This window comes from Cupriavidus sp. MP-37 (assembly GCF_020618415.1).
Taxonomy (GTDB): Bacteria; Pseudomonadota; Gammaproteobacteria; order Burkholderiales; family Burkholderiaceae; genus Cupriavidus.
In genome coordinates this window covers 359,035-384,637 of record NZ_CP085345.1, presented here as the reverse complement: position 1 = coordinate 384,637, position 25,603 = coordinate 359,035, and the positions used below count along the sequence as shown (strand labels likewise).

Below are 25,603 nucleotides of genomic sequence, written 5' to 3'. Positions count from 1 at the left end.
AAAGGCAGGCAGCCGAGGGATCGGCCGGCTCGCGGGCGCTACGGAAAGTTGTCCACAGCTCCTGTGGACAAGCGGAGCGGCGCGGCCCTGACAGCGGCCTGGCACCGTCATGCCATCGGCGTGCCAAAAAAGAAGGCAGCGCAGGCGAGCGGCAGGCGGCGGGCGCGCAGCCGGTGCCTACATCCGGACCGCGCTGTGCCAAAATAGCGCGCATCGCGACCCGGTCAGCGGACACAAGCCCACCGATGCTGCAGAGCCCGAGTGTCATCGCCATCATCGTGCTGGCCTTTCACGTCGTAGGCGTGGTGGCCGCGCTGCATGCCGTCATGACGGTGCGCACCGCGCCGGGGGCGATTGCGTGGGCGGGCTCGCTGCTGATGATGCCGTACTTCACCCTGGTGCCTTACCTGATCTTCGGGCGCAGCACCTTTGCCGGCTATGTCGATGCGCGCCGCTTCAACGACGACCGGCTGCGCGAGATCCGCCACGGCATGACGCCGCGCGAGCGCGAAGCGCGCAGTGCCTGCGTGGTCCACGCGCCGGTCCAGGCGTGCATGCGCGCGCTGCCGCGCCTGACCGGCATGCCGTGCCTGGCCAACAACGATGTGCGCCTGCTCATCGATGGCGAACAGACCTTCGAGGCGATCTTCGCGGCGATGGCGCGCGCCAGGCAGGTGTTGATCGTGCAGTTCTTCATCGTCCACGACGATGCGCTGGGCCAGCGCCTGCAGGCGCTCATGTGCGAGCGCGCGCAAGCCGGTGTCAAGGTGTACTTCCTGTTCGACCGCATCGGCTGCCATGCCATGTCGCGCCGCTACGTGCGCACGCTGCTCGATGCCGGGGTCGAGGCGAGGGCGTTCTCGACGCATCGCGGTTTCGTCAACCGGTTCCAGCTCAATTTCCGCAACCACCGCAAGCTGGTGGTCGTCGACGGCTGCGAAGCGTTCCTCGGCGGCCACAATGTCGGCGTCGAATACCTGGGCCAGCGCCCGCCGCTGGCGCCCTGGCGCGACACCCATATCGCGCTGCGTGGCAGCGCGGTGCTGGACCTGCAGATGGCCTTTGCCGAAGACTGGTACTGGGCGGCGCGCGAGGTGCCGCACCTGCTGATGCCGCCGCCCGAGGCGGGCGGGCGCATGACCTGCCAGGTGGTGCCGTCGGGGCCGGCCGATGCACAGGAAACCTGTTCGCTGTTCTTTGTCGAGGCGATCCAGTCGGCGCGCCACCGGCTGTGGATCACGTCGCCGTATTTTGTCCCGGACGAGGCCGTGTTCGCGGTGCTGAGGCTGGCGGTGCTGCGCGGTGTCGATGTGCGCATCCTGATCCCGGCGCGGCCAGACCATCTGGTGGTCTTTGCCGCCTCGACGCTGTACGCCCACAAGGCCATTGCCGCGGGTATCAAGATCTACCGCTACCAGCCCGGCTTCCTGCACCAGAAGGTGATCCTGATCGACGACGAGGCCGCCGCGATCGGCACCGCGAACCTGGACAACCGCTCCTTCCGGCTCAATTTCGAGCTGATGGTGATGACTGCCGACAAGGGCTTTGCGGCGCAAGTGGCGGCAATGCTCGACGCTGATTTCGCGCAGGCCCGTCGTGTCGGGCTGGATGAGTTCCTCGCCGCGCCGGCGCCGCTGCGCGTGGCGATGCACGTTGCCACGCTGTTCGCGCCGATCCTCTGAGCGCCGGCCTGCCGCCACCCCTGCGTCCTCGATGCAGCGAGCTTGTGACAGCTTGATTGTGTACACTGTTCACTATAAGACTGCGCACATCATGAACTGTCATTCGATTACCGGGAGGCTCGCATGAACCGGGAAGCCTCCGCACCGCCCGCGCGTGCAACCTATCGCCATGGCGACCTGCGCCGCGCGCTGCTCGACGCCGGCATCGACCTGGCGCGCGAGGGCGGCCCTGATGCCATCGTGCTGCGCGAAGCGACGCGGCGCGCCGGCGTGGTGCCCAATGCCGCATACCGCCATTTCGCCAGCCGGCAAGACCTGCTGCAGGCGGTGCGGGCCTGGGCCCTGTCTTCGCTGGCAATCGCCATGGAGGCCGAGATCGGCGGACTGCGCCCGGGCCGCGGCGCCGCCGCGCATGCGCGCGCCTGCCTGCGCGCGGTCGGCACCGGCTACCTGCGCTTTGCCCTCGCGGAAACCGGCTTGTTCCGCACCGCGTTCTCGGTACCGGACCAGGTGGAGGACGACGCCGACCCGGCCAAGGCGGGCAACAGCGGCCTGAACCCGTTCCAACTGCTGGGTGCGGCGCTGGACCAGCTGGTGGAAGCGGGCGTGCTGCCGCCCGAGCGCCGGCCGGGGGCCGAATACCTGGCGTGGTCGGCGGTGCACGGCCTGGCGATCCTGCTGATCGACGGCCCCCTGCGCGGACGCGCCGGCGAGCAGGTGGAGATCTTGGGCCAGCGCGTGCTCGATATGGTCGAAAAAGGGCTGTAGCCAGGGCTGCGGGCGCCACCAAAAAAATGCCACGATGGCGGGGACCATCGTGGCAATGCAAGGAGCCAGGAAGGGGGGCAACCTGGCTCTATCGGGCACCCAGGGTCGGGTGCAAGAGCAATGTATTCCGCTGATTCTCATATGAATATCGGACAGTTCTTAAATATGCCTTTGTTTTGTCCCGATATAGGCACCCGCGCAGCCATGGCTTAGCCCGGCGCGTCAGGCTGGGCGGCACACCGGAATGCAGCGCCGGCCGCGCGGTCTAACTTCCGTGCCTGGCAGGTCGGGCAGGCTGAACGCTGACGGTGGGAGGGTCATCATGCAATACGGAATCGGAGTCATCCTCGCGGCGACCGCGCTGGCAGGCTGCGTGGCCTACCCGTATGCCGGCGACCCGTATCCGGCCGCCACGTATGCTGCATATCCCGCTTACACGGTGTCGACGCCGTACTACCAGGCCTATCCCGCCTACCCGGCCTATCCGACCTACGGCTATCCGTACTACCGTCCGTGGCCGGCCTATGGCAGCTTCGCCTTCATCTATGGCGGCGGCGGACGCGGGGGTCATCACTGGCATGGCAATGGCCACCGCGGGCGCGGTGGCTGGCATGGCGGCGGGCGTGGCGGTGGCAGGGGAGGTGGCGGGCGTGGCCACTGAGCCTGGGCGTCCGCATGGCAATGCTGTGCCGCCAGGGTTACCATCGGCTCACGGTCGCCAACGGAGCCCTATCGCCATGAGCAAGCCCGCACAGAAGCACCAGCCCCAGCCCACGAAGCCCGCGCCGCAAGCCATCCAGGGACGAGCCATCCCGGGACGAACGGATCGAGCGCGAGCTGGATGAGGCGCTGAAGGAAACCTTCCCCGCCAGCGACCCGATCGCGGTCGATACCGACGTGCCACGCCGGCCCGGTAAGTCGAAGCCGGGGAAGTAATGCGTGGGGACGCGCGGGCGCGCTAGGGCAGCTGACGCAATTGCCCGATCACGGACATCAGCCGCCCGTGCGCGACGATGACGCCGGACTCATCCTGCAGCGCTTCCTGGTAGCGCTTGCGGAAGGCGGGATCGGCCCCATCGCTGAAGAGTTTCTCGGCGGCGCGCCCGACGGCACGGCAGGTGTCGTCGTGATGTTCCTTGGCCTCCAGCTCTTCGTCGATCTCGATGATCAGGCGCGACAGCGGGTCGAGCCAGCGAAAGTAGTTGTCTTCAGTCACCAGTTGGACAAAAAGGCCGGCCGGAATCGGACCGTTCAGGCGTTCATACTGCGCCCGGTCATAGCCGATGACTTCCTTGTGAACCTGCAGCAGGGCCGCGCGCAGGGCCTTCAGCCCTGAGCGGCGCGTTTCCTGCGTGGCGAGGAATTGTTCGTTGGGCATGCCCATCTCCGCGTTTCCACTGGATCGGGTCCGGGCAGCGGTGCGTCGTCGCGCGCCTGTACCGCCAGCGCTTGCGCTGCGGTGACTGTCTGCCGGAGGTTCCGTGCGCGGCGGCCAGCCTGTGCCGGCACTGTCCCGCGCGCCTGCCAGTATAGGCAGGCCCCGCAGGGCGAGCCAGAGGCGCCGGCTAGCGAAATACCCGTATTTGCGCCGTCCCCGGCGCATGGTTGGCGGACATGGCGAGTCGCTCAGGCGCTGTCGTTGGCATCCGTTGCCAGCAGGTCGGCCGCGCGCGAGCGGCGTGCATCGGCCGCGCGGAAATAACGGACCACCGTCGCTACGCTGGCATGGCCGGTCATGGCCATGGTTTCGGCCAGCGGCACCTGCTGCGCCGCGGCTTCCGTAACAAACCCGGATCTCAGCGAATGCGCGGAATAGTCGCCGTCCAGCCCAGCCAGCGCACAGCGCGCCTTGACGATGCGGCTGACCGCCGCATCCGACAAGCCCTCTCCCACATGCCCGCCGCGGCGGATGCGGCGAAACAGCGGACCGTGGTCGATCCCCGCGGCGGACAGCCATGCATCGAGGGCCTGTCCGGCGGCACCGGTGACGGGCCTGGCGATCTCGGCGCGCTCGCTGCCTGACTGGTTGGTCTTGGACCAGCCCAGCACATAGACAAAGTCGCCCGGGCCGACGCGCGTGAGGTTGTCCATGGTTGCGCGCGCGACTTCCGAGCGGCGGCGTCCGCCGCTCGCCCATGCGAACAACAGCAGCGCGCGGTCGCGCAGCCCGGCCAGCGAGCCATCGCAGGTATCGAGCAGGCGCAGCAGCGGCGCGCGCGTGAGCGCGGCCTTGCGCGCCTGGCGGTGGCCGCGACGCGCGTAGGCGCGGCGGGTGCTGGCCATCAATTCGCGCACGCTGGCGTCGGCGCACGGATTGGGCAGGCCCTGCAGGCGGTGGACCTTGGCGATGACCGCGAGCCGATGGGTCAGCGTGGACAGCGCGGGCGGGCCGGGTCGCGCCTTGCATCCATCAGCGACCAGCGCCTGGTCGATCGCCGCGGGCATCTCGCAGACGGGGCCCTGCGAAGTCTGGCGCGTGGCGTGGTCGACGATGAACTGGATAACGACCGCAGGCGCAAGCGGAAGCCGCACCGGCTGCCAGTAGCGCAGGGCGTACCAGGCAGACCAGTAACGCAATGCGGACCGGTAGCTTGCCACGGTGTTTTGGGACTCGCCTTCTTGACGCAACGCGTTGGCCGCCTGCTCGGCGAGAGGATCCAGTTGGGACGCGCGAAGCGGGGCCGGTAAGTCGACATCAGCGGGAATCGGTGGGAAATAAGCCTCGTGGGCGTCTCGGATGCGGATCATATTAAATATGATGTATGTTGTAATATATCATACGCAAAGAAGGGATAACAACCGATAAGTCTCCATTATCGAACCTTATTTGTGACTTTCCAGGAAATTGACGGATCTCAATCATGGAACCGCTCCGCAGCCGAGGCATCACCCGCGACGACGTCTGGCAAGCCGCCGACAGCCTGCTCAAGGCCGGCCAGCGGCCGACCATCGAACGTATCCGCCTGCATCTGGGGCGAGGCTCGCCCAATACGGTCAGCCCGCATCTGGACGCGTGGTTTGCCGCGCTGGGCGGGCGGATCCAGGATCCGCAAGGCTTCGCGCCGGCGCCGGGCTGCCCCGAGCCAGTAACCGAAGCCGCCCGCTACCTGTGGGAGGCGGCGCTGCAAAGCGCCAGGGCCTCGGCCGAGGCAGGGATGGCGCAGCGGGAAGCCGCGTTGGCTACAGCCAGCGCAGCGCTGCAGCAGGAGCGCGAAGCGCTGGCGCAGGAACGCCAGGTCATGCAGGCGCGTCTCGATGGCGCGGAGGCGGCCATGGCGGAGCTGACGCGCGCACGCGACGAGGCGGCGGAGCGCGCGGCGCGCGCCGAAACGGCTGCGGCCGCGTGGCAGCAGCAAGCCGAAGCGCTGCGCGCCGAACACGCGTCAGCGCTGGCCGCGCGCCAGGCCATGCAGAACGATTTCGAGACCCGGCGGGCGGCATGGGACCAGGAGCGCGAAACGCTGACGCAGCGCACCGCCGCCAACGAGCGCCGCATGGCGCTTGAGCTGGATGCGGCGCGCGTGGCCGCCCGGGAATCGCAAAAGCTGCTCGAGGCCGAACGCAAGGCGGCGCTCGAGCGCCTGGCGCGAGCCGCGGAGGCGGCGTCGCGCCAGGGCAGCGAGATGACCCGGCTGGGCCAGGCGATTGCGGTGCTGGAAGAGCGGGTGCGACAGCGGGAAAGCCTGCTCGCGGAGTACCGGGAGCAGGCCGGCGCGGCACCGGCCGAGTCCGCGATTGCCGGGACGCCGCCACGGCGGAGCCGACCGGCCCGCGTTGCGCTGTCCGTCGGCAAGGGCCGACGGCGGGGCCGTGGGCTGTAAGCCAATCGGTGCCTGCCAGCAAAAAAGCGCCGCGCAGTTCATGCTGGGCGTAAATCAAATGAGCTAAACTGAAAGCTCATTTGACGAGGTCTGCCATGCCGCGCATGCTCACGCCCAAAGGCCATTATCCACTCGCAGCCGAACGCCGGCCCGCTCGCGAGCTCAGCCTCAATAGCTATCTGGCGGTCTATGAGGCCACGCTGTCGACCGAAGGGGCCATGTCGGTGATCCACGCCATCCGTGAGGGCGTGCCGGCTTCCGACCTCAACCGGCTGGCCGAATCCATGGGGACGTCCAAGGAGCAGCTGATCAAGACGCTGGACTTGCCGCGTGCCACCGTTGACCGCAAGGCGCGCGCGCACCAGAACCTGTCGAGCGAGCAGAGCGAGCGCGTGCTGGGCATGGTGCGGCTGGTGGGCCAGGTGCAGGCGCTGGTGGAAAGCTCGGGCGATCCGCGCGGCTTCAATGCGCCACAGTGGGTGGCGCAGTGGCTGGAGCAGCCGTCGCCGGCGCTGGGTGGGCAACGTCCCGCCGAGCTGATGGATACCGTCGCGGGCCAGCGCATCGTCTCCGACCTGGTGGCCAGGATGCAGAGCGGGGCCTACGCTTGAAGCCGGCCTGGCGCATCGCCACCGACACGCCCGCCTACACCGCGGACGATGCCAGCGGTGCCGGCGCCAGGGCCACCGGAGGGCGCTGGAACCGGCAGGGAACGCCGCTGATCTATGCGGCGTCCAGCATCGCGCTGGCTTGCCTGGAAACGCTGGTTCACCTGGGCTCGGCCGGGCTGCCGCTGAACCGCTACCTGGTTCGAATCGATATCCCTGATGACCTGTGGGCCGCGGCACGGCATCTGACGGCGGCCAGCGCGCCGGTCGGCTGGGATGCCATTCCCGCCGGCAAGACCAGCCTCGACACCGGCGAGGACTGGGTCCGCGAGGGCACCAGCGCCTTGCTGCTGGTGCCTTCCATCGTGGTTCCCGAAGAGTTCAACGTGCTAGTCAATCCCTTGCACGCGGATGCCCGGCGGCTGGTCTATACCAAGGTTCGCCGCTGGCAGTACGACGCCCGCCTGGCCTGAGTCACGATCAGGCCGCGCGGCCCGCGCGCAGCAGGTGTTTCTGGATCTTGCCGCTGGTGGTCTTGGGCAGCGCATCGCCTTGCGATCCCATTCGCGGATCAGGTGCGGCGCCATCGACGCGCCGCCATACTCGACCAGCCGCAGCGAGGGCAGGTCGCGGGTGCGGCGCGCGGGTCACATGGAAATAGCGATTTCCTCTTTCTTTATGCCCGTTGGGCCCTAAGGGCGTTTCCGGGCCACGTCGCTACTGTATATTTGTACAGTTTCCGTTGTGCCCATCGTCTGTGTCCGCCGCCATCGCGCCCCCTTCCGTCACGCCCGCATCGGCCCCTGCGCCAGCGCAGCCCGCGTACGTCGTCGCCGTCCGGGCGCTGTGCGAGTTCACCGCCAAGGCGGGTGACCTGGACTTGCGCTTCGTGCCGACGCCGTCGGCGCAGGAGGGTGTGGCGGGGCATGGCGTGGTGACCGGCCGTCGCGGCGCCGGCTACCAGGCGGAAGTCGCGCTGTGCGCGGATTTCGGTCCGCTCCATGTGCGTGGCCGTGCCGACGGCTACGATCCGGCTGCCAACCGGCTTGAAGAAATCAAGACGGTCCGCGGCGATGCCGCCGTACCGGACAACCACCGCCACCTGCACTGGGCGCAAGCCAGGATCTACGGCTGCCTGCTGTGCCGCAAGCTGGGGCTGCCCGGGCTGGAGATCGCGGTGGTTTATTTCGACATCGTCAGCCAGCGCGAGCACCCGGTGGTGGCGCATTTCGACGCGCCCGCACTCGAGGCGTTTTTTGTCCAGTCCTGCGAGCGCTTCCTGCACTGGGCCCAGGCCGAACTGGCGCACCGGCACGCGCGCGATGCCGCGCTGGCGCAACTGACGTTTCCGCACCAGGGCTTCCGCCCGGGCCAGCGCGAGCTGGCGCAGGCGGTCTACAACGCCAATCGCGCCGGCCGCCACCTGCTGGCGCAGGCGCCCACCGGTATCGGCAAATCGGTCGGGACGCTGTTTCCCGTGCTCAAGGCCATGCCGGGCCAGCGGCTCGACAAGGTGTTCTTCCTGTCGGCCCGTTCCACCGGGCGCGGGGTCGCGCTGCACGCCGCCGAAGCGTTGCGCGGCCATGGCGCGCAGCCGCTGCGCGTGCTGGAACTGACTGCCCGGGACAAGGCCTGCGAGCATCCGGAGCTGGCCTGCCATGGCGAATCGTGTCCGCTGGCGCGCGGTTTCTATGACCGCCTGCCGGCCGCGCGCGAAGCGGCGCGCGCCGTGCCGGTGCGCGACCGCGCCGCGGTGCGCGAACTGGCGCGGCATCATGCCATCTGCCCTTACTACCTGGCACAGGAGCTGGTGCGCTGGAGCGACGTGGTGGTGGCCGACTACAACTACTATTTCGACCGCAGCGCGATGCTGTATGCGCTGACCGTGGCCAATGGCTGGCGCGCCAGCGTGCTTGTGGACGAGGCCCACAACCTGGTCGATCGCGGCCGCGCGATGTACACGGCGGAGCTGGATCCGCACGCGCTGCGCGCGTTGCGCCGCAGCGCGCCGGCGCCGGTAGCCAGGCCGCAGGCCCGGCTCGCGCGCCAGTGGAGCGCGCTCGCGCGCCAGGGGGACGATGCCTATGAGGTCCTTCCAGAAGTGCCCGCGGCCTTTCGCCGTACGCTGGACGAAAGCTGTGCGGCGGCACTGGCCTACATGACCGAGCATCCGGGCGCGCAGGATCCGGCGCTGCAGCGCTTCTACTTCGACGCGCTGCATTTCGCCCGCCTGGCCGAACAGCTCGATGCGCATTCGCTGTTCGATATCCAGCGCGCGCCACGCAGCCGCCGCGGCCACCAGGCCCGGCTGTGCCTGCGCAATGTCATCCCGGCCCCGTTCCTGCGCCCGCGGCTCGCCGCCGCGCATTCGGTCACGCTGTTTTCCGCGACCCTCGATCCCGCGGACTATTACCTGGACACGCTCGGCTTGCCGGCCGATTGCGCGCGCGTGCAAGTGCCATCGCCGTTCAGCGCCGCGCAGCTGTCGGTGCGGATTGCCGCGCGCATCTCCACCCGCTATGCGCGGCGCGAGCAGTCGCTGCCGGCCATCGTGGCGCTGATGGCGGACCAGTTCCGCGCGCGCCGCGGCAACTACCTGGCATTCTTCAGCAGCCACGAATACCTGCAGCAAGCCGTCGCCCGCTTTGCCGAATCGCACCCTGACATCCCGCATTGGGTCCAGGCACGCGGCATGGACGAAGCCGCGCAGGCGGCGTTCCTGGACACCTTTGCCGAGGGCGGCGCGGGGATCGGCTTTGCGGTGCTCGGCGGCGCCTTTGCCGAGGGTGTCGACCTGCCGGGCGAGCGCCTGATCGGCGCCTTCGTCGCGACGCTGGGACTGCCGCAGTTCAATGCCGTCAACGAGCAGTTTCGCGGGCGCATGGAGCAGGCGTTCGGGCGGGGCTACGCCTATGCCTACCTGTATCCCGGGCTGCGCAAGGTGGTGCAGGCGGCCGGCCGGGTGATTCGCACGCAGCAGGACCAGGGCGTGCTGTATCTGATCGACGACCGCTTTGCCACGGCAGAGGTGCGCGGCTTGCTGCCGTCATGGTGGGAAATCGCGCCGGCGGCGTAGAAATTACACGGTGGCGGCGCGGATGCGGCATGCTGCTGCCGTGGCCCGCCTCACGTCGGCCTCACGTTCGCCTCATGTCCGCGCCGCGCTGCCCGCCTGGAACGAATCTGGCAGGCTTACCGTCACGCGCTCTCCCTATGAAAGGGAAACACCAAAGGAAACACCATGCCGATGACCCAACACTACGCAGCCACCGAGCCGACCCGCACGGAAGTGGATACGCTGTCCGGCGCCACCGTGCTGGAGTTCGGCGCGCCCTGGTGCGGCTACTGCCAGCGGGCGCAGCCGGCGCTGGCCGAAGCCTTTGCCGTGCATCCGGACTTGCGCCACCTGAAGATCGAAGACGGCAGCGGACGGCCGCTGGGCCGGTCCTTCCGCATCAAGCTGTGGCCGACGCTGGTATTCCTGCGCGATGGCCAGGAAGTGGCCAGGCTGGTGCGCCCGACCGAGGCCGAGCCGATCCGCGAGGCGATGCGCCGCATTGCCTGAGCGCCGCGCGCGCCGGCGCCGGCCTACTTGGCGAACACCTGGCTCAGGTCGCCGAAGGCCTTGAACTCCAGCGCGTTGCCGGACGGGTCCAGGAAGAACATGGTGGCCTGCTCGCCGACCTGGCCCTTGAAGCGCACGTGCGGCTCGATCACGAACTGCGTGCCGGCCGCGCGCAGGCGGTCGGCCAGCGCCTCCCACTGGTCCATCGGCAGGATCGCGCCGAAATGGCGCACCGGCACATCGTCGCCATCGACGGCGCTGGTGGCGCGGTGGCCGCATTCCTCGGGTGCCAGGTGCGCCACCACCTGGTGGCCATAGAAGTTGAAATCCACCCACGCCTCGGAACTGCGGCCTTCCGGGCAGCCCAGCAACCCGCCATAGAAACGCCGCGCCTCGGCGAGGTCGCGCACGGGAAACGCCAGGTGGAACAAGGGGATCGAGGAAGTCGTGCTCATGGGCTTTCTGATGGAAGGAAAGGTTCTGGCCGGGGATCGGCTGGCGGGTTGATTGTAGTCAGCACGATCCGTAATATGAAGCGAATCATTTTTGCCCTGAGCATCAAGAATTTCGATAGATGATCCGCTACTTCCAGACCTTCCTGACGGCTGCCGAAACCGGCTCGTTTTCCGCCGCGGCGGCGCGGCTGGCGCTGACGCAGTCGGCCGTCAGCACGCAGATCCGGCGCCTTGAAGAAGAGCTGGACTGCCGCCTGTTCGAGCGCACCGGCAAGTCGGTCGCGCTCAGCGAAGCCGGGCACCGGCTGCTGCCCGAGGCGCGACGCTTGGTCGAGCTGTACGCCGCGATGAAGGACCGCGCCGGTCCGCACGCCGATGCCGCGCCGGTCGAGCTGGGGGCGGTGTCGACGGTCCAGGCCACCTTGCTGGCCGGGGCGATGCGGCATTTCCGCCAGCGCTTCCCGGACTCGCACGTCAACGTGGTGCCCGGCATGTCGACCCAGTTGCTGACGCAGGTCGATGCGCGCGAGCTGGACGTGGCCGTGCTGATCCGGCCGCGCCTGGGTTTGCCGCCCGACTTGAAGTGGGTGCCGCTGGTGCGCGAGCGCTTTGTCGGTATCGGGCCGGCGGGCGCGCCAGCGGAACTGCGCGCGCTGCTCGAGGCGCTGCCGTTTATCCGCTACAACCGCCACAGCACCGGCGGCCAGCTGGTGGACCGCTACCTGAAGCGGCAACGGCTCTGGGTGCGGGAAGGGATGGAGCTGGACGAGCCCGCGGTGATCCTGCAGATGGTGTCGGCGGGCCTGGGCTGCGCCATCATTCCGGCCGAACTGGTGCCGCTGCGCGAGACCTCCGGCGTGGTGCAGGTGCCGCTGCCGGGCGGGCCGCTCTATCGCGAGGTGGGCGTGCTGGTGCGTGAATCGGCACTGCGCCGCGCGCCGGTGGCGGCGGTGATCGACGCCTTCGTGGCTGCGAGCGCGCGCTGGCAGCCTGCCGAGGCTTAGGGAAGGCTCAGAGGCTGGCCGGCAACACCATCGTCACCAGCACCGAGGCATCCGACACCGCCGTCACGTCGTAGCGCACGCAAGGCCCCAGGTAAAGCAGGTCGCCCTGGTGCAGATGGCGTTCACTGCCATCCACGCGCACGCGGACCTCGCCCTCCAGGCATTGCACGGTCATCGGCCCGTCCACCGCGTGAGGGGGCACATGCTTGCCGGCCTTCAGCACCAGCCGCATCACTTCGAGCGGGCCTTCCTTGAACAGGGCCTGGGTGGCGGTCTGGTCCAGCCGCACGCCCAGGGGCAGCACGCTGGCGATCTGTCCGGAAGCAAGATGGGGAAGGGACATGCGCGGCTCCTCGCGTCTGGTGGGGTGGCTTGTCAGGCGCGCCGACGCCGGGCGGCGGCACGCCTTCTCAATCTAGCACCGGAGCGCGCATAGCTGTAGCACGCGGTGTGGGGTCACCGCCAGATCAGGCCGCGGCGGCCGCGCGTGCGCCGCGATGGGCCGGCGCCGCGGAGACACCGCTGCGGTCCAGGCCGGCGACGTCTAGGCCGGCGGCGCGGTTGGCACCGTCGGTGAACGGGTCACGCTTGTCGTTGACGCGCGCGCCATCGGTGAAGGGGTCGCGCTGGTCGTTGACGCGCGCACCGTCGGTGAACGGATCGCGCTTGCCGTTGTGCAGGGCGTAGCCGTAGCGGTCAGCGGCGATGCCGCGATCGTTCAGGCCTTGTGCCATGGCGGGGGTCGCTGCACTGATGGCTGCGAGGGAGAGGGACGTGGCCAGAAGGGCTTTGAGAGCGTTTTTATGCATGTCTGCTGTTTTTTCGGGTAGGGGGACGGCTGGCCCGCGAAGGGCCGCGCAAGGCTGGCGGGTTTGCCGCCTGCGCCGTCCGGATTCGCCTTTTGGGCGGTGCCGCGCGTGGGTATCTGCGCGGCACGGGACGAAGTGTAGTCACGCGGAGCTATTCCCGTGATGATTTAACCTTCCATCATTCAGTCGCTTTTTTCATCCGTCGATCCGGGGACGGCGGCCAGCTTGCGCGCGGTCTGCCAGCCGCCGCCGAGCGCCAGGAACAGGTCGACTTGCCGCGCGGCAAGCTGGCCCGCGGAGGCCGCCAGCGCCGCCTGCGCGGCGGCGCAAGCGCGCTCGGCGTCGAGATGCGCGAGATAGGGCAGGCGCCCCGCCTCCCACAGCCGGCGCTGCTGCCGCGCGGCTTGCGCGGCGTGCTCGCTGGCGGCATGCAGCGCTGCGTGGCGTTCCAGTTCACGCGTGTAGGCCGACAGCGCGGTCTCGGTTTCCTGCAGCGCGCGCAGCACCACGCCGTCAAAGCGCGCCAGCGCGGCATCCGCGTCGGCTTCCAGGCCGTGGATGCGATGCCGCACGCCGTTGGTGGGCCAGGTCCAGCTCAACAGCGGCCCCAGGCTCCAGCGCGCGGTGGGGCCGCTGCCAAGGTGGCTCAGCACGCCGGTCAGTCCGGCGCTGGCGCCGATGCGGATCGACGGGTACAGGTCGGCCGTGGCCACGCCGATGCGCGCGGTGGCGGCGGCCAGTTCGCGTTCGGCCTGGCGGACATCGGGCCGCCGGCGCAGCAGCGCGGCGCCATCGCCGACCGGCAGCGGCGCACGCAGCGCGGGCTCGGCGTCGCATGCCACCGCGGCCTCCGGCAGCGCCGTGGGCGCTTGGCCCAGCAACAGCGCCAGCCGGTATCGCGCCGCACTGCGCGCGGCTTGCAGCGGGGGCAGCGTGGCGCGCAGCGCTTCGGCGCGGGCACGTTCGCGCGCCACCTCGGCGGGCCCGGCGCGGCCCGCGGCGAGCAGGCGGCGGGTGGCGTCCAGCGTGCGCTGCTGCACCGCCAGCTGCTGCGTGGCGGCGTGCAGGTCATGGGTCGCGGCGCATCCTTGCACGTAGGCGCGCACGGTCTGCGCCACCACGGCGACGCGCACCATGTCCAGCGTCGCCTCGCTCGCCTGCGCACCGGCCAGCGCGGCCTCGTCGGCGCGCGCCAGCTTGCCGAACAAGTCGATCAGGTAAGACGCGCCGAAGCCCAGGTCGCCCAGGTTGAACACCGGCGGCTGGGCCTGCTGCAAGAAGCTTTCACCCGACAGCTGCGCGCGCGACACGCCGGCGCCGGCGCTGCCCTGTGGCAGGCTTTCGGCTTCCACTTCGTGCAGCCGCGCCAGCGCGCGACGCAGGTTGGCGCCGGCGGCGCGGATGTCGGTGTTGGCCGCCAGCGCCTGCGTGACCAGCCGGTCGAGCCGTTCGTCGTCATAGAGGCGCCACCAGTCGTCGGGCACCGGTGCAATCGCCACGACCGGTGCCCGCGCACCCTGCAGCGGGCCATTCGCCGCGGCCGCGCGTAGCGCCGCGTGCTCGGGCACGCGATAGTCCGGTCCCACCGTGGTGCAGGCGCTCAGGCATGTGCACAGCCACGCCACCCAGGCACGGCGCGGCCTCACGATCGCGGCCCCGCGCGGCGCGCGGCGCCCGCGCCGGCTGCCGGTTCTCGTACCGCCACCGTGGCGGTGCGGCCAGATACCAGGCGCACGTCGGCAGGCACGTCTTCCAGCACGATGCGCACCGGCACGCGCTGCGCCAGCCGCACCCAGTTGAAGGTGGGATTGACGTTGGGCAGCAGGTTGGATCCCGCGCTGCGGTCGCGGTCCTCGATGCCGGCGGCGATGCTGTGCACGTGGCCGCGCAGGTGGCGGGGCTCGCCCATGATATGCACGTCGACCGGGCTGCCGATGTGGATGCGGTGCAGCTTGGTTTCCTCGAAATAGCCTTCCACGTGGAAGGAGCCGGCGTCGACCATCGACAGCACCGGGCGCCCGGTGGACACGTAGTCGCCCAGGCGCGGCAGCCGGTCGTTGAGGTAGCCCGCCACCGGGCTGCGCACGCTGGTGCGTTGCAGGTTCAGCCGCGCCAGCCGCACCGCGGCTTCGGCCTGCGCCAGCGCGGCCTGGCCTTGCTCGACGCGGGCACGCCCCTGTTCCGCGACTTCGGCGGCGACCACGCCGTCCAGGTTGCGGTTGCGCGCGGCTTCGCGCCGCGCCTGGGCCAGCGCGGCACGCTGCGCCGCAAGCGTCGCCAGTGCCTGCTGCAGCGCCAGCGCGTAGCGGTCGCGGTCGATCTCGAACAGGACGTCGCCGGGCTGGACGTACTGGTTGTCGCGCGCCACCACGCGCGTGACCAGCCCCGATACGTCGGGCGCCACCTGGACGATGTCGGCACGCACGTGGCCGTCGCGAGTCCAGGGCGCGGCGGTGTAGTAGTCCCACAGGTGGCGCAGCACCAGCAGCGCGGCGATGGCGGCCAGCAGCGTCGGCAGCACGGGAAGCAAGGAGCGGAGTCGGAAGGTCATGACGGCAGTCCGGGCACCGCGGCAAAAACGGCGGCCACGGCGCCCAGGACGATCACATAGAGGGAAAGGTTGAACAGCGAGCGGTGCCAGATATGGCGGTAGCAACCCAGTGCGGCCAGCACCATGCGGATCGCGGTGGCCGCGGCAAAGGCCAGCACGGCCAGCACCAGCACGCCGGGCACGAACACGCCGTAGAGGTCGATTTCACTAAGCATGGAGCGGCAGTGCGGAGGATGGGAGATCAGCGGGACGGGGTCATGGCTGCAGCGGGCAGCAGCGTGACCTGCAGTACTACCAGCGCGCCCAGCGTGCCGCGCTGGCCGGCGCGGCCGCTGGCCGCCACCGCGGCGATGGCCTCGCCCACGGCGGTGGCCAGCCCCGCTGGCACCGGCACGCGCTGGCCGGCGCGCCCTTGCGCGCGGAAATGCCGCGCCACCGCGGCCAGCACGCGGCGCACCGGCTTGCGCGCCGGCGCTGGCAAGTCCGGCAGCGCCTTGTGCAGCGCCAGCGCGCAATAGCCGACCTGCAGCGCATGAAAGCCGTCCGCCGACAAGGGATCGCCGGCGGCGCCGAGGCGCGGCACCAGTTGCCCGAGCCGGTCCAGCATGCGTGCGCCCAGCCGCGCATCGCCATCGGTGGCGCGCAGCGTGGCGGCCTGCGCCAGGTCGTGCCAGCTGGCGCGCACCAGCCGCCGCGCCGCGGCGCGCGCGCCGAACGGCCGTGCCGCCACCGACCACAGCGGCGCGAACACCATGGCCGCGGCACTGGCCAGGCAGGTATTGAAGAGGGCGAGGAAATCCGCGTCGAACACCGCCTGCACATTGGCAAAGGCAGCGGTGTTGACCGACAGCAGCATCGCGATCAGCTGGAACCCGGGCCGCGCCACGAGCAGGCCGATGCCCAGATAGGGCAGCGCCAGCATCGCCGCCAGCGCTTCGAAGGTGTGCGCATGCGGCACCACCAGGAACAGGTAGCCGGACGAAATCAGCAGGCAGATCGTGCTCCAGCGCACGAAGGCGCCGGCCATGCGCCGCGGCTCGTCGACGGCGGCAAAGAAACAGCACGCGATCGAAGCCACCACCACGGCTCCGGCGCCGTCCTCCCAGCCCGAGAAGATCCACAGCAGCCCGGCGCTGAACACGGCGAGTCCGCTCGACACCGCGCCGAACAGCAGCATGCCGTGGTCATGGTGATGGCCCGCCGCTTCCGCCCCGGGTTCGCCGCGTGCCAGTGGCGAGCCGGCGCGGTGGTCGCCGATGCCTTGCTGCAGGGCGCGGCATTCGCCGTACAGGGTGCGCAGGCGCTGCAGCTGGTCGGCCGCCGTGGCGGCAAGGCGGTCATGCCAGCCGCTCGCGCCGGAGCCGGGCGTGAACGGCGCGCCCGCGAGCGCGGCGGGAGGCGCCGCAACCGCATGCCCGCCAAGCCATGCCGCGGTCGCCGCCAGCGCGTCGCGCAGATCCGGCGGGATGCTGCCCGTGTGGCAGCGCAGCGCCTGCAGCACGCTGTCCAGCGACGACAGCAGCGGCATCAGCATGGTCATGCGCCGGCGCAGCGCGCGCGCGTGGCGCAGCGTGTGGCTGCCTTCGGTGTCGTACGCCAGCTGGCTGATCAGCTGGTCCAGCTGCAGGATGTCGGCGGCCAGCCGGTGGCGGCTGTGGTCGGCGCGCGGGCTGCCAAGGAGGATGTCGGTGGCCCACGCCGCGGCGTCGGCGAGCCACGTATCGGCACGCGCGCGCAGCGCCGGGGCGACCCTGGCCGGAAACACCACCGAGCCCACCAGCCCGGCGCAGACGATGCCGATCACGATCTCTTCGATCCGTGCCACCGCGATGTCGAAGATCTGCGCCGGCTGGCTGACCGCCGGCAACGCCACGATCGGCAGGGTATAGGCCGCCAGCAGGCACACGTAGCTGCGCGGCGTGCGCTGCAGCAGCGACAGGTACACCAGCACGCTGATCCACAGCGCGATCGCGCCCATCAGCACGATCGGCATGTTGACCAGTTGCGGCACCGTCGCCACCGCGGCGGTGGCGCCCAGCACGGTGCCGGCGACGCGATATGCCGCCTTGGAGCGGGTCGCGCCGGTGAGCGGATGCGAGACGAAGTACACCGTCGCCATGGCCCAGTACGGCCGCGCCAGGCCCAGCGCCAACGCGATGTAGAGCGCCAGCATCGCGGCGGCGAATGCCTTCAGCGAGAACAGCCACTGTCGTGCATTCGGCCAGCTAGCCATGGGGCGGGGGTCTTGAAGGGAAGTTTGGGGGCGCTCGCCGCCGCCTGCCGCTCCGCGCTTCATTGGGGGGCGCGGTTGGACAGGGGCGACATGTGGAAGCGAAGTGTAGCCGCACCTTTCGCATTCCATTCATGATTTAATATTGGCCTTTCCATTCGCCTTATTCATGGAAGTGCGAAACTGCCCGGCATTGCCCGCGCAGCCTCCTTCCACCCGACCATGCCCATCGATATCCGCGCGCTGCGCTATTTCGTCGAGACCGCGCGGCTGCGCAGCTTTACCCAGGCCGCCTCGTCGTTGTTCGTGACCCAGTCGACCATCAGCAAGATGGTCCGCCAGCTCGAGGATGAAGTCGGCCAGCCGCTGCTGATCCGCGAAGGCAAGAGCGTGCGCCTGACCGATGTGGGCCGCGTGGTGTACGAGCGCGGCCAGGAGGCGCTGGGCGTGGTGCACCGGTTGACGCTTGAGGTAGCGGACCTGTCCTCGCTCGGGCGGGGGCAGTTGACGGTCGGCATCCCGCCGATGGTCAACCTGTTCTTCTCGCCGGCGGTCAGCGCGTTCCGGCAGCGCTATCCGAACTTGTCACTGACGCTGGACGAGCACGGCGGGCAGGTGGTGGAACAACTGGTGGCCAGCGGCGAGCTCGAGGTCGGTGCCACGGTGCTGCCGGGCGACAGCGGCCTGGCGCTGGAAACGCGCCAGTTCGGCCGCCATCCGATCTGGGCGGTGGGGCCGCGCAAGGCGGCCTGGGCGCGCGAGCGCACCGTGTCGCTGGCGGCGCTGCGCGACGAGCCGCTGGTGATGCTGACCGAGGATTTTTCGCTGACGCGCAAGCTGCGGCAGGCGTTCGTCGAAGCGCGTATCGAGCCGCGCGTGGTGGCGCGCAGCGGGCACTGGGACTTCCTGGCGTCGATGGCGGCGGCGGGGCTGGGCACCACCTTCCTGCCCCAGCCGCTGGCCGAGCGCCTGCAGGCGCAGGACACGCTGGCCATGGCGCGCCTCACCGAACCGGCGGTGGACTGGACCATGGCCCATATCTGGTCGCCGGGGCGCTACCTGTCGCACGCGGCGCGCGCGTGGCTGGCGGTCTGCGAAGAGGTGCTGGGGAACGGGCGCGCGGCCTGAGCCGGTCGGCTCACTTGCCGCGGCACTGGTCCGGCGGGATGTCGAGCAGGACCAGCGGCTTCTGTCCGGCCGCATAGTGATAGCGCAGCCTGACGCCCAGCTTGCCCAGCACCGGCACGTCCGGGTTGCGGCAGATGCCGCGCTCGAGGATCGGCTTGGCCGTGGCCATGAAATCACGGGTGTCGTCGCGGCTGGCATCGACGCCGGAGACCTTCAGGTGGAAGTCGACGATCTTGCCGGGCCGCGCCACGCAGCCGTCGAAGCGCGTGGTGTCGTCCAGGTCGACCGGGCCGGCGCGCATCAGCTCCTGGCAGGCCAGGCGCAATTGCCGGTCGGCGTCGCCGGTGGTCAGGCGCGTGACGCCGTTCATGCCGGTCGGCTTGCCGCGCACCGTGCCCAGCAGCAGCGTGGCGAGCCCGGACAGCGGCGGCGCGGCCACGGTCGCGGCTGCCGTGGCGGGAACGGCAAGTGCCATGGCCAGCCACGACACGCCCAGGTGCACGGCGGTGCGGCGCCAGCGGCGGAGATCGGGGGTGGGAACGGCGTGGACGGCGGCGGGGTCAGGAGGCATGAGGCAGACAGAACGGGGGCGGCGGGTGCGCTGCTACTTTAGCCCTGTGTCCTTGCGGCCGTTGTCAGGTTTTGTCCTACGCCGCAACGGTGCGCTTGCCGTGCCGGTCCCGGCATGCCAGCGGTAGAATCGCCGCTGGATCGAAACGCTCGCCGCAGCCCCATCGCCATGTCCCTGCAAATCCGTCCCGAAGTGCCGGCCGACGCCGACGCCATCGCCAGGCTGACCACTGCCGCCTTCCTGAGCGCGCCGCATGCCAGCCAGACCGAGGCCTTCATCGTCGATGCGCTGCGCCGCGCAGGCCAGCTGACGCTGTCGCTGGTGGCGCAGGACGGCGACGCGCTGGTCGGGCACGTCGCGGTCTCGCCGGTCACGGTCTCGTCCGGTGCGGCGGGATGGCAGGGGCTGGGGCCGCTGTCGGTGGTGCCGCCGCGGCAGGGGCAGGGCATCGGCGCGCAACTGGTGCGCGCCGCGCTGGACGCGCTGCGCCGCCAGGGCGCGGCCGGCTGCGTGGTGCTGGGCGAGCCGGCCTACTACGGACGCTTCGGCTTTGCCGCGCAGCCCGGGCTGGTGCTGCCGGGCGTGCCGCCGGAATATTTCCAGGCGCTGGCGTTCGGGGGTGCCTGCCCGGCCGGCACGGTCCGTTATCACGACGCCTTCAACGCCACGGCCTGACGCCGGCGCGCTCAGAGCTCCAGCACCAGCCGGCCGCCACCGCAGGCGCGCGAGCAGCACGCCATCATGCGGTGGTTGGCGTCGCGCTCGGCGCGCGTCAGCACCACGTCGCGGTGGTCGACCTGGCCCGCCAGCACGCGCACTTCGCATGAGCCGCACAGGCCTTCCTCGCAGTCGCTCTGCACGTCGATATTGGCGCCGCGCAGCGCGCCCAGCAGCGTCTGCCCCGCCGGCACTTCCAGCACCAGGCCGGAGTCCTTCAGCTCCACGGTAAAGGCCTGTTCCTTCGACGCATCCAGGCTGCCCAGCCGCGAGACGAAATGCTCGACGCGCAGCGCGTCTGCCGGCCATGCCGCGCAGCATTCGGCCAGCGCATCGAGCAGGCGCTGCGGGCCGCAGGCATAGATCTGGGTGTCCGCGTCAGGCTGCGCCAGCAGCTTGCCGAAGTCGGCGCGCCGGCCTTCGTCGCTGGCGTGCACGTGCAGCCGCGCGCCGTGCAGCGTCTGCAGTTCGTCTAGCATGGCCATGGCGTGGCGCGAGCGCCCGCAGTAGTGGAAGGTGTAGTCGATGCCGAGCGCGCGGGCGCGCCGCGCCATCGCGCTGACGGGCGTGACGCCGATGCCGCCGGCGATGAAGATGGCCCGCCGGCATTGTTCGTCGAAGCGGAAATGGTTGCGCGGCCCGCGGATGCGCAGGCGGTCGCCGGCGCTGACGCTGCCATGGACCCAGGCCGAGCCGCCGCGGCTGGCGGGATCGCGCAGCACCGCGATCTCGAGCGCCGCCGCATCGTCCGGATCGCCGCACAGCGAATACTGGCGCGACAGCCCGGTGTCGCCGCATTCCACGTCGATATGCGAGCCCGGCGCCCAGCGCGGCAGCGGCTTGCCGTCGGGCGCCACCAGCCGCAGCCGCAGCACGCCGTCGGCAGCCGGCGTGGCGCTTTCGACCACCACCGTGCGCGCGGTGGTGTGCGCCGAGGGCTCGCCGATGCGCACCGGCTGGCGCACCGCCAGCAAGGCCGGGTCGCGGCGCTCGGGGTTTTGCGCGGGATCCCACTCCACCAGCAGGTGCTCAGGCCCGCGGAACGAAGTGTTCGGCACATAGGTGAAGGCCTGCGCGGCCAGGCGCATATGCGGCAGCCGGCGCGTCAGTTCTTCCAGGAAGACCTGCATCTCCATGCGCGCCAGGTTCTTGCCCATGCACTGGTGCGAGCCGTAGCCGAAGGTCAGCTGCTCGCTGGCGTTGTCGCGGCGGATGTCGAACAGGTCGGCATCGGCGAAATGGCGCTCGTCATGGTTGGCCGACGCGGTCACGATCAGCAGCTTGCTGCCCGCCGGCAGGCGGATGCCGCCCACCTCGGTGTCGCGCGTGACCAGCCGCCGCCACGCCGCCACCGAGCCGTTGTGGCGCAGGCATTCCTCGACCGCATTGGGAATCAGCGCAGGGTCTTCGCAGATTTCACGCCACGCATCGGGATGCTGCAGCAGCAGCTTGATGGCGTTGGCCGAGGCGTTGGCGGTGGTCTCGTGCGCGGCCACGATGCCGGCCATCATCATCGAATGCAGGTAGGAGTCGGTCACTACCTCGGGCAGCTCCTTCTGCTTGCGCAGCCCGTACTGCATCCAGCCGGGGCCGGACGGGTCCTCGCGCATCTTGTCGAGGATGCGGCCGGCCAGCTGCCAGAAGTTGCCCACCGCGTGCGCCACCGCGACCTGTTCCTCCGGCTTGGGCCGGCCCCAGGTGTTGACGGTATGGGCAATGGAGTACTGGCGCAGCAGGTCCATGTCTTCTTCGGGCACGCCCAGGAAATGCAGCGCCACCGTCAGCGGCACTTCCCACAGCATCTGGTCGACCAGGTCGGCGCGGCCATCGTCGATAAAGCGGTCGACATACTCGCGCGTGAGGCGCCGCACCAGCGGCTCGTGGTGCGCCAGTTCGGCCGGCGTGAACGGCGCCATCAGGGCACGCCGGCGCGGCATGTGGGCGGGCTCGTCCTCATTGACCAGCGTGCGGTTCATGGCGTAGCCGTAGCTGGCCAGCACGGCATTGGCCTCGTCGCCGGTGGGCGTGATCTTTTCCAGCGCGATCGACGGGCTGAAGGTCAGGTTGTCGCGGAAGATCGCCTTGATGTCGTCGTAGCGCGTGACCACCCAGTAGCCCAGCTGCGGGCTGTAGAACACCGGCTCCTGCTCGCGCGACCAGCGCACGTATTCGGGCGGGTCCTGCTGGTAGCCGTCGCCGAAGGGATCGAACTGCGCCGCGTTGTGGCTGACCGGGCAGCCGTTGGGGGCGGTCAGGGTGCTGTGGTCGATCGGGCAGCCGCGCGCGGCGGCGGGGGAGGCGGTGCTCATGCTGCGGACTCCTGGCAGGCATCGATGCCTGGCAAAAAGCGCTGCCGCCCGGGCGCGCCGGACGGCCAGCGGTGTTGCGGCCGGACTCAGTTGTCCAGCGTGATCTTCAGGTCGCGGATCAGCTTGCTCCAGCGGCCGGATTCGGTGCGCAGCAGCTCGCTGAACTGCGCCGGCGTGTTGCCCACCGGTTCGACACCAAAGTCGACCAGCCGCTTGTTAACCGCCGGCTCGCGGATGGCCGCGACCACGTCCTTGTTCAGCGTGTTGATCACCTCCGGCGGCGTGCCGGCCGGCACCACCATGCCGACCAGCGCCGCGGCTTCGACCCGCGGGTAGCCCAGCTCGGCGAAGGTCGGCACATCGGGCAGCTGCGGCAGGCGGGTGGCATTGGCAACGGCCAGCGGGCGCACCTTGCCGCCCTTGATGAAGCCGGCACCCGCGGCATAGTCGACCATCATCGCGGCGACCTGGCCGGCGGCGACGTCGGACAGCGCCGGCGCGGCGCCGCGGTACGGCGCGTGTGTCATCGGCAGGCCGGCTTCGACCTTCAGCAGTTCCATCGCCAGGTGGTGCGGGCTGCCTGCGCCGGCCGAGCCGTAGTTGATGCCGCCCTGCGTGGCCTTGGCCTGCGCGATGAATTCCCTGGCGCTTTTGGCCGGGCTGGCGGCGCCCACCACCAGGATCATCGGGAAGCGGCCCAGCAGCGTCACCGGCGCCAGGTCCTTGCCGGGATGGTAGGACAGCGACTTGTACAGCACGGGATTGAACACCAGTGTGCCGTTGTCGGCCGACAGCACGGTATAGCCGTCCGCGGCCGCGCGCGCGGTCTCGGCGGCGCCGATGGCGGTATTGCCGCCGGGCTTGTTGTCGACCACCACCGGCTGTCCCACCTTGGCCGACAGGCCCTGGCCGATGGTGCGCGCGAGGAAATCGGAGCCGCCGCCGGCGGCGTACGGCACGATCCAGCGGATCGGCTTGGCGGGATAGGGATCGGCGGCTTGGGCAACACTAGTGGCGAGCATCGGCAAGGCCAGCGCGCCGACGGCCAGGCGCACGGCAAGGGCAAAGCGGGGGCGGGGCATGGTGTTTGTCTCCTGAAGGATGGACCGGGTCCTGGCCCGGCGTTTTCTGTTTTGCGTAAATCATATACGCATTGCGTAACGATTGAATGCGGGTTAACCTTGAACCGCTCCCCGTCACGGGGTGGCAGCGTCCGCTGTCGCCGTGACGACCCGTACCTTCTCGCGCCGCTCCGTTCGCCATGCCCCGATCCAAAGCTCCCGAATCCGCCACTGAGCCCTCTACCACCCGCACCCGGGAACGGCGCCAGCGCGTGCAGTCCGCCGTCACCGGCATGGCGGTATTGAAGGGGCTGGCCCGCCTCGGCGGCCGTGCCAGCCTGACCGCGCTGGCCGCGCATATCGACGAAAGCCCGGCCAAGGTGCACCGCTACCTGGTCAGCCTGCTGGAAGAAGGCCTGGTGGCGCAGGAGCCCGGCACGCAGCAGTACCACCTGGGCTTCGAGGCGCTGCAGATCGGCATGGCCGCGATGCGCCAGGCCGATCCGATCCGGCTGGCCGAGGCGTCGCTCGTGCGCCTGCGCGAGACCCTGGAGGTGACCTGCTTTGTCGCGGTGATGGGCAACAAGGGGCCCACCATCATGCGCTTCGAGGAACCGGGCCTGCCGGTGACGGTGAACGTGCGCGCGGGCTCGGTGATGCCGCTGCTGTGGTCGGCCACGGGGCGCGTGTTCCTGGGGCTGCTCGATGAAAAAGGGGTCCTGGCGCAGGCCAGGGAAGAGCTTGCGGCCGCCAGCCCGGCGCGGCTGGCGCAGCTCGATGCCGACGACCCCATTGGCGCGTTGCGCCGCGCGGTGCGGGCCGACGACTGCGCCTGGGTGCGCGACACCAACCTGACCGGCATCAGCGCGGTGGCTGCCCCGGTGCGCGACTACACCGGGCGGGTGTGCGCGGTGCTGACCGCGCTGGGTGCCACCGGCGGCTTCGACCCCGCCATCGACGGCCCCATCGGCAGCGCCGTGCGGCGCGAGGCGCGCGCGGTCAGCGCGGCGCTGGGATTCAACCCCGGGGCGTGACGCCGGACCTCGACGCACAATGATTGGCAATACGAGGCAAGCTCATCGCCGGCCCCGGAGCCGTCACGCCACCTCGCGCAGCGCGGTCCGGCGCGGCACGGCAGCACCGGCGGCGGGCCGCAGCGACGGGTAGCCCGCCGCAAACACCAGCCGTCCGCCCGACCAAGTGTGCGTGACCATCGGCTGGCCGGCCACCTCGGACACCGCGATCACGTCGGCGCGCAGCCCCGGCGCCAGGCGGCCGCGGTCGGCAAGCCGGCAGGCATCGGCGGGGTGGGCGGTGACCAGCGCCAGCGCCTGGTGCAGCGGCAGGCCGGCCTGGCGTCCGGCGGCATATGCGGCGGCGATCAGGGTGGAAGGCTGGTAGTCCGAGCACAGGATGGTGCCGGCGCCCGCCCGGATCGCGTCGATGGCGCGCATCGATCCGCTCTGGCTCTTGCCGCGCAGCACGTTGGGCGCGCCCAGGATGGTCGGCAGCGCGCACGCGCAGGCCGCCTGCGCGGTCTCCAGGTTGATCGGGAACTCGCTCATGCGCACGCCCAGCGCGTGCATGGCGGCGATGCGCTGCGGCGAATCGTCGTCGTGGCTGGCGGTGGGAATGCCCAGCGCGTGCGCCGCGGCCACCAGCCGGTTGACGCGCTCGTGCGCGCCCTCCAGCGCCGCGGCCTTCTGGCGCGCGGCATCGGCGGCCGCGTCGCGGCTCATGCCGTGGTTGCCCATCATGTAGGCCAGGTAGGCGTCGAGGGTCTTGAACTGGCCCTGGCCGGGCGAGTGGTCCATCACCGAGAGCAGGTCGACCACGCCTTCGGCCATCAGCGCTTCCAGCACCGGCACCGCGCCGGCGTCGGTGACCTCGTAGCGGCAGTGGATGCGGTTGTCGACCAGGCTGTGCTGCCGGTAGGCGGCGACCGTGCGCACCACCGTGGCCGCGGTGTCGACGTTGCGCACGCCGAACTGGTTGCCGGCGAACGACAGCGCGTGATAAGGCGTGGTGATGCCGGCGGCGGCGTTGCGGCGGTCGACCTGGGCCACGGCGAAGTCCAGCGGGAACAGCACGCTGGCGCGCGGCTCCACCTCTTTCTCGATGGCGTCGGAATGCACGTCCACCAGGCCTGGCATCAGGGTGTGGCCGTGCAGTTCGATCACGGCGGCGTGCGCGGGCACGGCCGCGGCATCGGGCTCGATCGCGGCGATGCGGCCATCCGCGATCAGCAGCGCGCTGTCGTGCAGCACGCGGTCCGGCAGCACCAGGGTGGCGTGGGTCAGGTAGGTCGCAGACATGTCTGGCTC

Annotated in this window: 25 protein-coding genes; 12 read left to right on the top strand and 13 right to left on the bottom strand. The window is 70.2% G+C overall.

Features of this window, described 5'->3' with window-relative positions; genetic code table 11:
• Positions 1-245: 245 nt before the first annotated feature.
• From cls to LIN44_RS18255, 3 genes are all read left to right on the top strand, one after another.
• Complete coding sequence (gene cls / locus LIN44_RS18265) at positions 246-1,682, top strand: cardiolipin synthase (protein WP_227315681.1); 1,437 nt, start codon at positions 246-248, stop codon at positions 1,680-1,682.
• A gap of 123 nt (positions 1,683-1,805) precedes the next feature.
• Complete coding sequence (locus LIN44_RS18260) at positions 1,806-2,450, top strand: TetR/AcrR family transcriptional regulator (RefSeq protein WP_227315680.1); 645 nt, start codon at positions 1,806-1,808, stop codon at positions 2,448-2,450.
• 322 nt (positions 2,451-2,772) lie between these two features.
• Positions 2,773-3,111: a hypothetical protein gene (locus tag LIN44_RS18255; protein WP_227315679.1), complete on the top strand. Its 339-nt coding sequence runs from the start codon at positions 2,773-2,775 to the stop codon at positions 3,109-3,111.
• 297 nt (positions 3,112-3,408) lie between these two features.
• Here LIN44_RS18255 and LIN44_RS18250 read toward each other — a convergent pair whose 3' ends face one another.
• Both LIN44_RS18250 and LIN44_RS18245 read right to left on the bottom strand, forming a co-directional pair.
• On the bottom strand, positions 3,409-3,834 hold the full coding sequence (locus tag LIN44_RS18250; RefSeq protein ID WP_092316998.1) for a hypothetical protein: 426 nt from the start codon (positions 3,832-3,834) through the stop codon (positions 3,409-3,411).
• Positions 3,835-4,076: 242 nt separating this feature from the next.
• Positions 4,077-5,198, bottom strand: coding sequence for a site-specific integrase (locus tag LIN44_RS18245; protein WP_227315678.1), 1,122 nt, complete (start codon positions 5,196-5,198; stop codon positions 4,077-4,079).
• 113 nt (positions 5,199-5,311) lie between these two features.
• On the opposite strand from LIN44_RS18245, the gene LIN44_RS18240 reads away from it, so the two are divergent.
• From LIN44_RS18240 to LIN44_RS18220, 5 genes are all read left to right on the top strand, one after another.
• A complete protein-coding gene (locus LIN44_RS18240) occupies positions 5,312-6,271 on the top strand; it encodes a DNA-binding protein (RefSeq protein ID WP_227315677.1) in 960 nt (319 codons plus the stop codon).
• 95 nt (positions 6,272-6,366) lie between these two features.
• Positions 6,367-6,882: an antitoxin Xre-like helix-turn-helix domain-containing protein gene (locus tag LIN44_RS18235; protein ID WP_227315676.1), complete on the top strand. Its 516-nt coding sequence runs from the start codon at positions 6,367-6,369 to the stop codon at positions 6,880-6,882.
• Positions 6,879-7,352, top strand: a complete 474-nt coding sequence (locus tag LIN44_RS18230) for an RES family NAD+ phosphorylase (protein WP_227315675.1) — start codon at positions 6,879-6,881, stop codon at positions 7,350-7,352. Before LIN44_RS18235 ends, LIN44_RS18230 begins: the two co-directional genes overlap by 4 nt.
• A gap of 296 nt (positions 7,353-7,648) precedes the next feature.
• On the top strand, positions 7,649-9,955 hold the full coding sequence (locus tag LIN44_RS18225; RefSeq protein ID WP_227316453.1) for an ATP-dependent DNA helicase: 2,307 nt from the start codon (positions 7,649-7,651) through the stop codon (positions 9,953-9,955).
• Between the two features lie 165 nt (positions 9,956-10,120).
• Entirely contained in the window at positions 10,121-10,444 is a 324-nt protein-coding gene (locus LIN44_RS18220) for a thioredoxin family protein (RefSeq protein WP_062803140.1), read from the top strand.
• A gap of 23 nt (positions 10,445-10,467) precedes the next feature.
• Here the strand turns inward: LIN44_RS18220 and LIN44_RS18215 are convergent, their stop codons facing one another.
• Positions 10,468-10,899 carry a VOC family protein gene (locus LIN44_RS18215; protein WP_227315674.1) on the bottom strand — a complete coding sequence of 144 codons (432 nt, stop codon included), beginning with the start codon at positions 10,897-10,899 and terminating at the stop codon, positions 10,468-10,470.
• Positions 10,900-11,018: 119 nt separating this feature from the next.
• Between LIN44_RS18215 and LIN44_RS18210 the strand changes: the two genes are divergently transcribed.
• Positions 11,019-11,903, top strand: coding sequence for a LysR family transcriptional regulator (locus LIN44_RS18210; RefSeq protein ID WP_227315673.1), 885 nt, complete (start codon positions 11,019-11,021; stop codon positions 11,901-11,903).
• Between the two features lie 7 nt (positions 11,904-11,910).
• Here the strand turns inward: LIN44_RS18210 and LIN44_RS18205 are convergent, their stop codons facing one another.
• From LIN44_RS18205 to LIN44_RS18180, 6 genes are all read right to left on the bottom strand, one after another.
• Entirely contained in the window at positions 11,911-12,246 is a 336-nt protein-coding gene (locus LIN44_RS18205) for a cupin domain-containing protein (protein WP_227315672.1), read from the bottom strand.
• Positions 12,247-12,370: 124 nt separating this feature from the next.
• Positions 12,371-12,637: a hypothetical protein gene (locus LIN44_RS18200; protein WP_370641720.1), complete on the bottom strand. Its 267-nt coding sequence runs from the start codon at positions 12,635-12,637 to the stop codon at positions 12,371-12,373.
• A gap of 257 nt (positions 12,638-12,894) precedes the next feature.
• Positions 12,895-14,358: an efflux transporter outer membrane subunit gene (locus LIN44_RS18195; RefSeq protein WP_227315670.1), complete on the bottom strand. Its 1,464-nt coding sequence runs from the start codon at positions 14,356-14,358 to the stop codon at positions 12,895-12,897.
• A complete protein-coding gene (locus LIN44_RS18190; RefSeq protein WP_227315669.1) occupies positions 14,355-15,263 on the bottom strand; it encodes an HlyD family secretion protein in 909 nt (302 codons plus the stop codon). Before LIN44_RS18190 ends, LIN44_RS18195 begins: the two co-directional genes overlap by 4 nt.
• Positions 15,260-15,478: a DUF1656 domain-containing protein gene (locus LIN44_RS18185; protein ID WP_116358604.1), complete on the bottom strand. Its 219-nt coding sequence runs from the start codon at positions 15,476-15,478 to the stop codon at positions 15,260-15,262. The genes LIN44_RS18190 and LIN44_RS18185 overlap by 4 nt, the downstream gene beginning before the upstream one ends.
• Before the next feature lie 26 nt (positions 15,479-15,504).
• Positions 15,505-17,496: an FUSC family protein gene (locus tag LIN44_RS18180; protein ID WP_227315668.1), complete on the bottom strand. Its 1,992-nt coding sequence runs from the start codon at positions 17,494-17,496 to the stop codon at positions 15,505-15,507.
• 219 nt (positions 17,497-17,715) lie between these two features.
• Here LIN44_RS18180 and LIN44_RS18175 point away from each other — a divergent pair, with 219 nt between their 5' ends.
• Complete coding sequence (locus LIN44_RS18175; RefSeq protein WP_227315667.1) at positions 17,716-18,621, top strand: LysR family transcriptional regulator; 906 nt, start codon at positions 17,716-17,718, stop codon at positions 18,619-18,621.
• A 10-nt stretch (positions 18,622-18,631) separates the two neighbouring features.
• On the opposite strand, the gene LIN44_RS18170 is transcribed toward LIN44_RS18175, so the two are convergent.
• A complete protein-coding gene (locus LIN44_RS18170) occupies positions 18,632-19,192 on the bottom strand; it encodes a hypothetical protein (protein WP_227315666.1) in 561 nt (186 codons plus the stop codon).
• Positions 19,193-19,360: 168 nt separating this feature from the next.
• On the opposite strand from LIN44_RS18170, the gene LIN44_RS18165 reads away from it, so the two are divergent.
• Positions 19,361-19,867, top strand: coding sequence for a GNAT family N-acetyltransferase (locus LIN44_RS18165; RefSeq protein ID WP_227315665.1), 507 nt, complete (start codon positions 19,361-19,363; stop codon positions 19,865-19,867).
• 11 nt (positions 19,868-19,878) lie between these two features.
• Here the strand turns inward: LIN44_RS18165 and LIN44_RS18160 are convergent, their stop codons facing one another.
• Entirely contained in the window at positions 19,879-22,218 is a 2,340-nt protein-coding gene (locus LIN44_RS18160) for a cytochrome P450/oxidoreductase (protein WP_227315664.1), read from the bottom strand.
• Between the two features lie 86 nt (positions 22,219-22,304).
• A complete protein-coding gene (locus LIN44_RS18155) occupies positions 22,305-23,300 on the bottom strand; it encodes a tripartite tricarboxylate transporter substrate binding protein (RefSeq protein WP_227315663.1) in 996 nt (331 codons plus the stop codon).
• A gap of 179 nt (positions 23,301-23,479) precedes the next feature.
• On the opposite strand from LIN44_RS18155, the gene LIN44_RS18150 reads away from it, so the two are divergent.
• Positions 23,480-24,313, top strand: a complete 834-nt coding sequence (locus tag LIN44_RS18150; RefSeq protein ID WP_227315662.1) for an IclR family transcriptional regulator — start codon at positions 23,480-23,482, stop codon at positions 24,311-24,313.
• A 63-nt stretch (positions 24,314-24,376) separates the two neighbouring features.
• Here the strand turns inward: LIN44_RS18150 and LIN44_RS18145 are convergent, their stop codons facing one another.
• Positions 24,377-25,594, bottom strand: coding sequence for an alpha-D-ribose 1-methylphosphonate 5-triphosphate diphosphatase (locus LIN44_RS18145; RefSeq protein ID WP_227315661.1), 1,218 nt, complete (start codon positions 25,592-25,594; stop codon positions 24,377-24,379).
• Between the last annotated feature and the right edge of the window lie 9 nt (positions 25,595-25,603).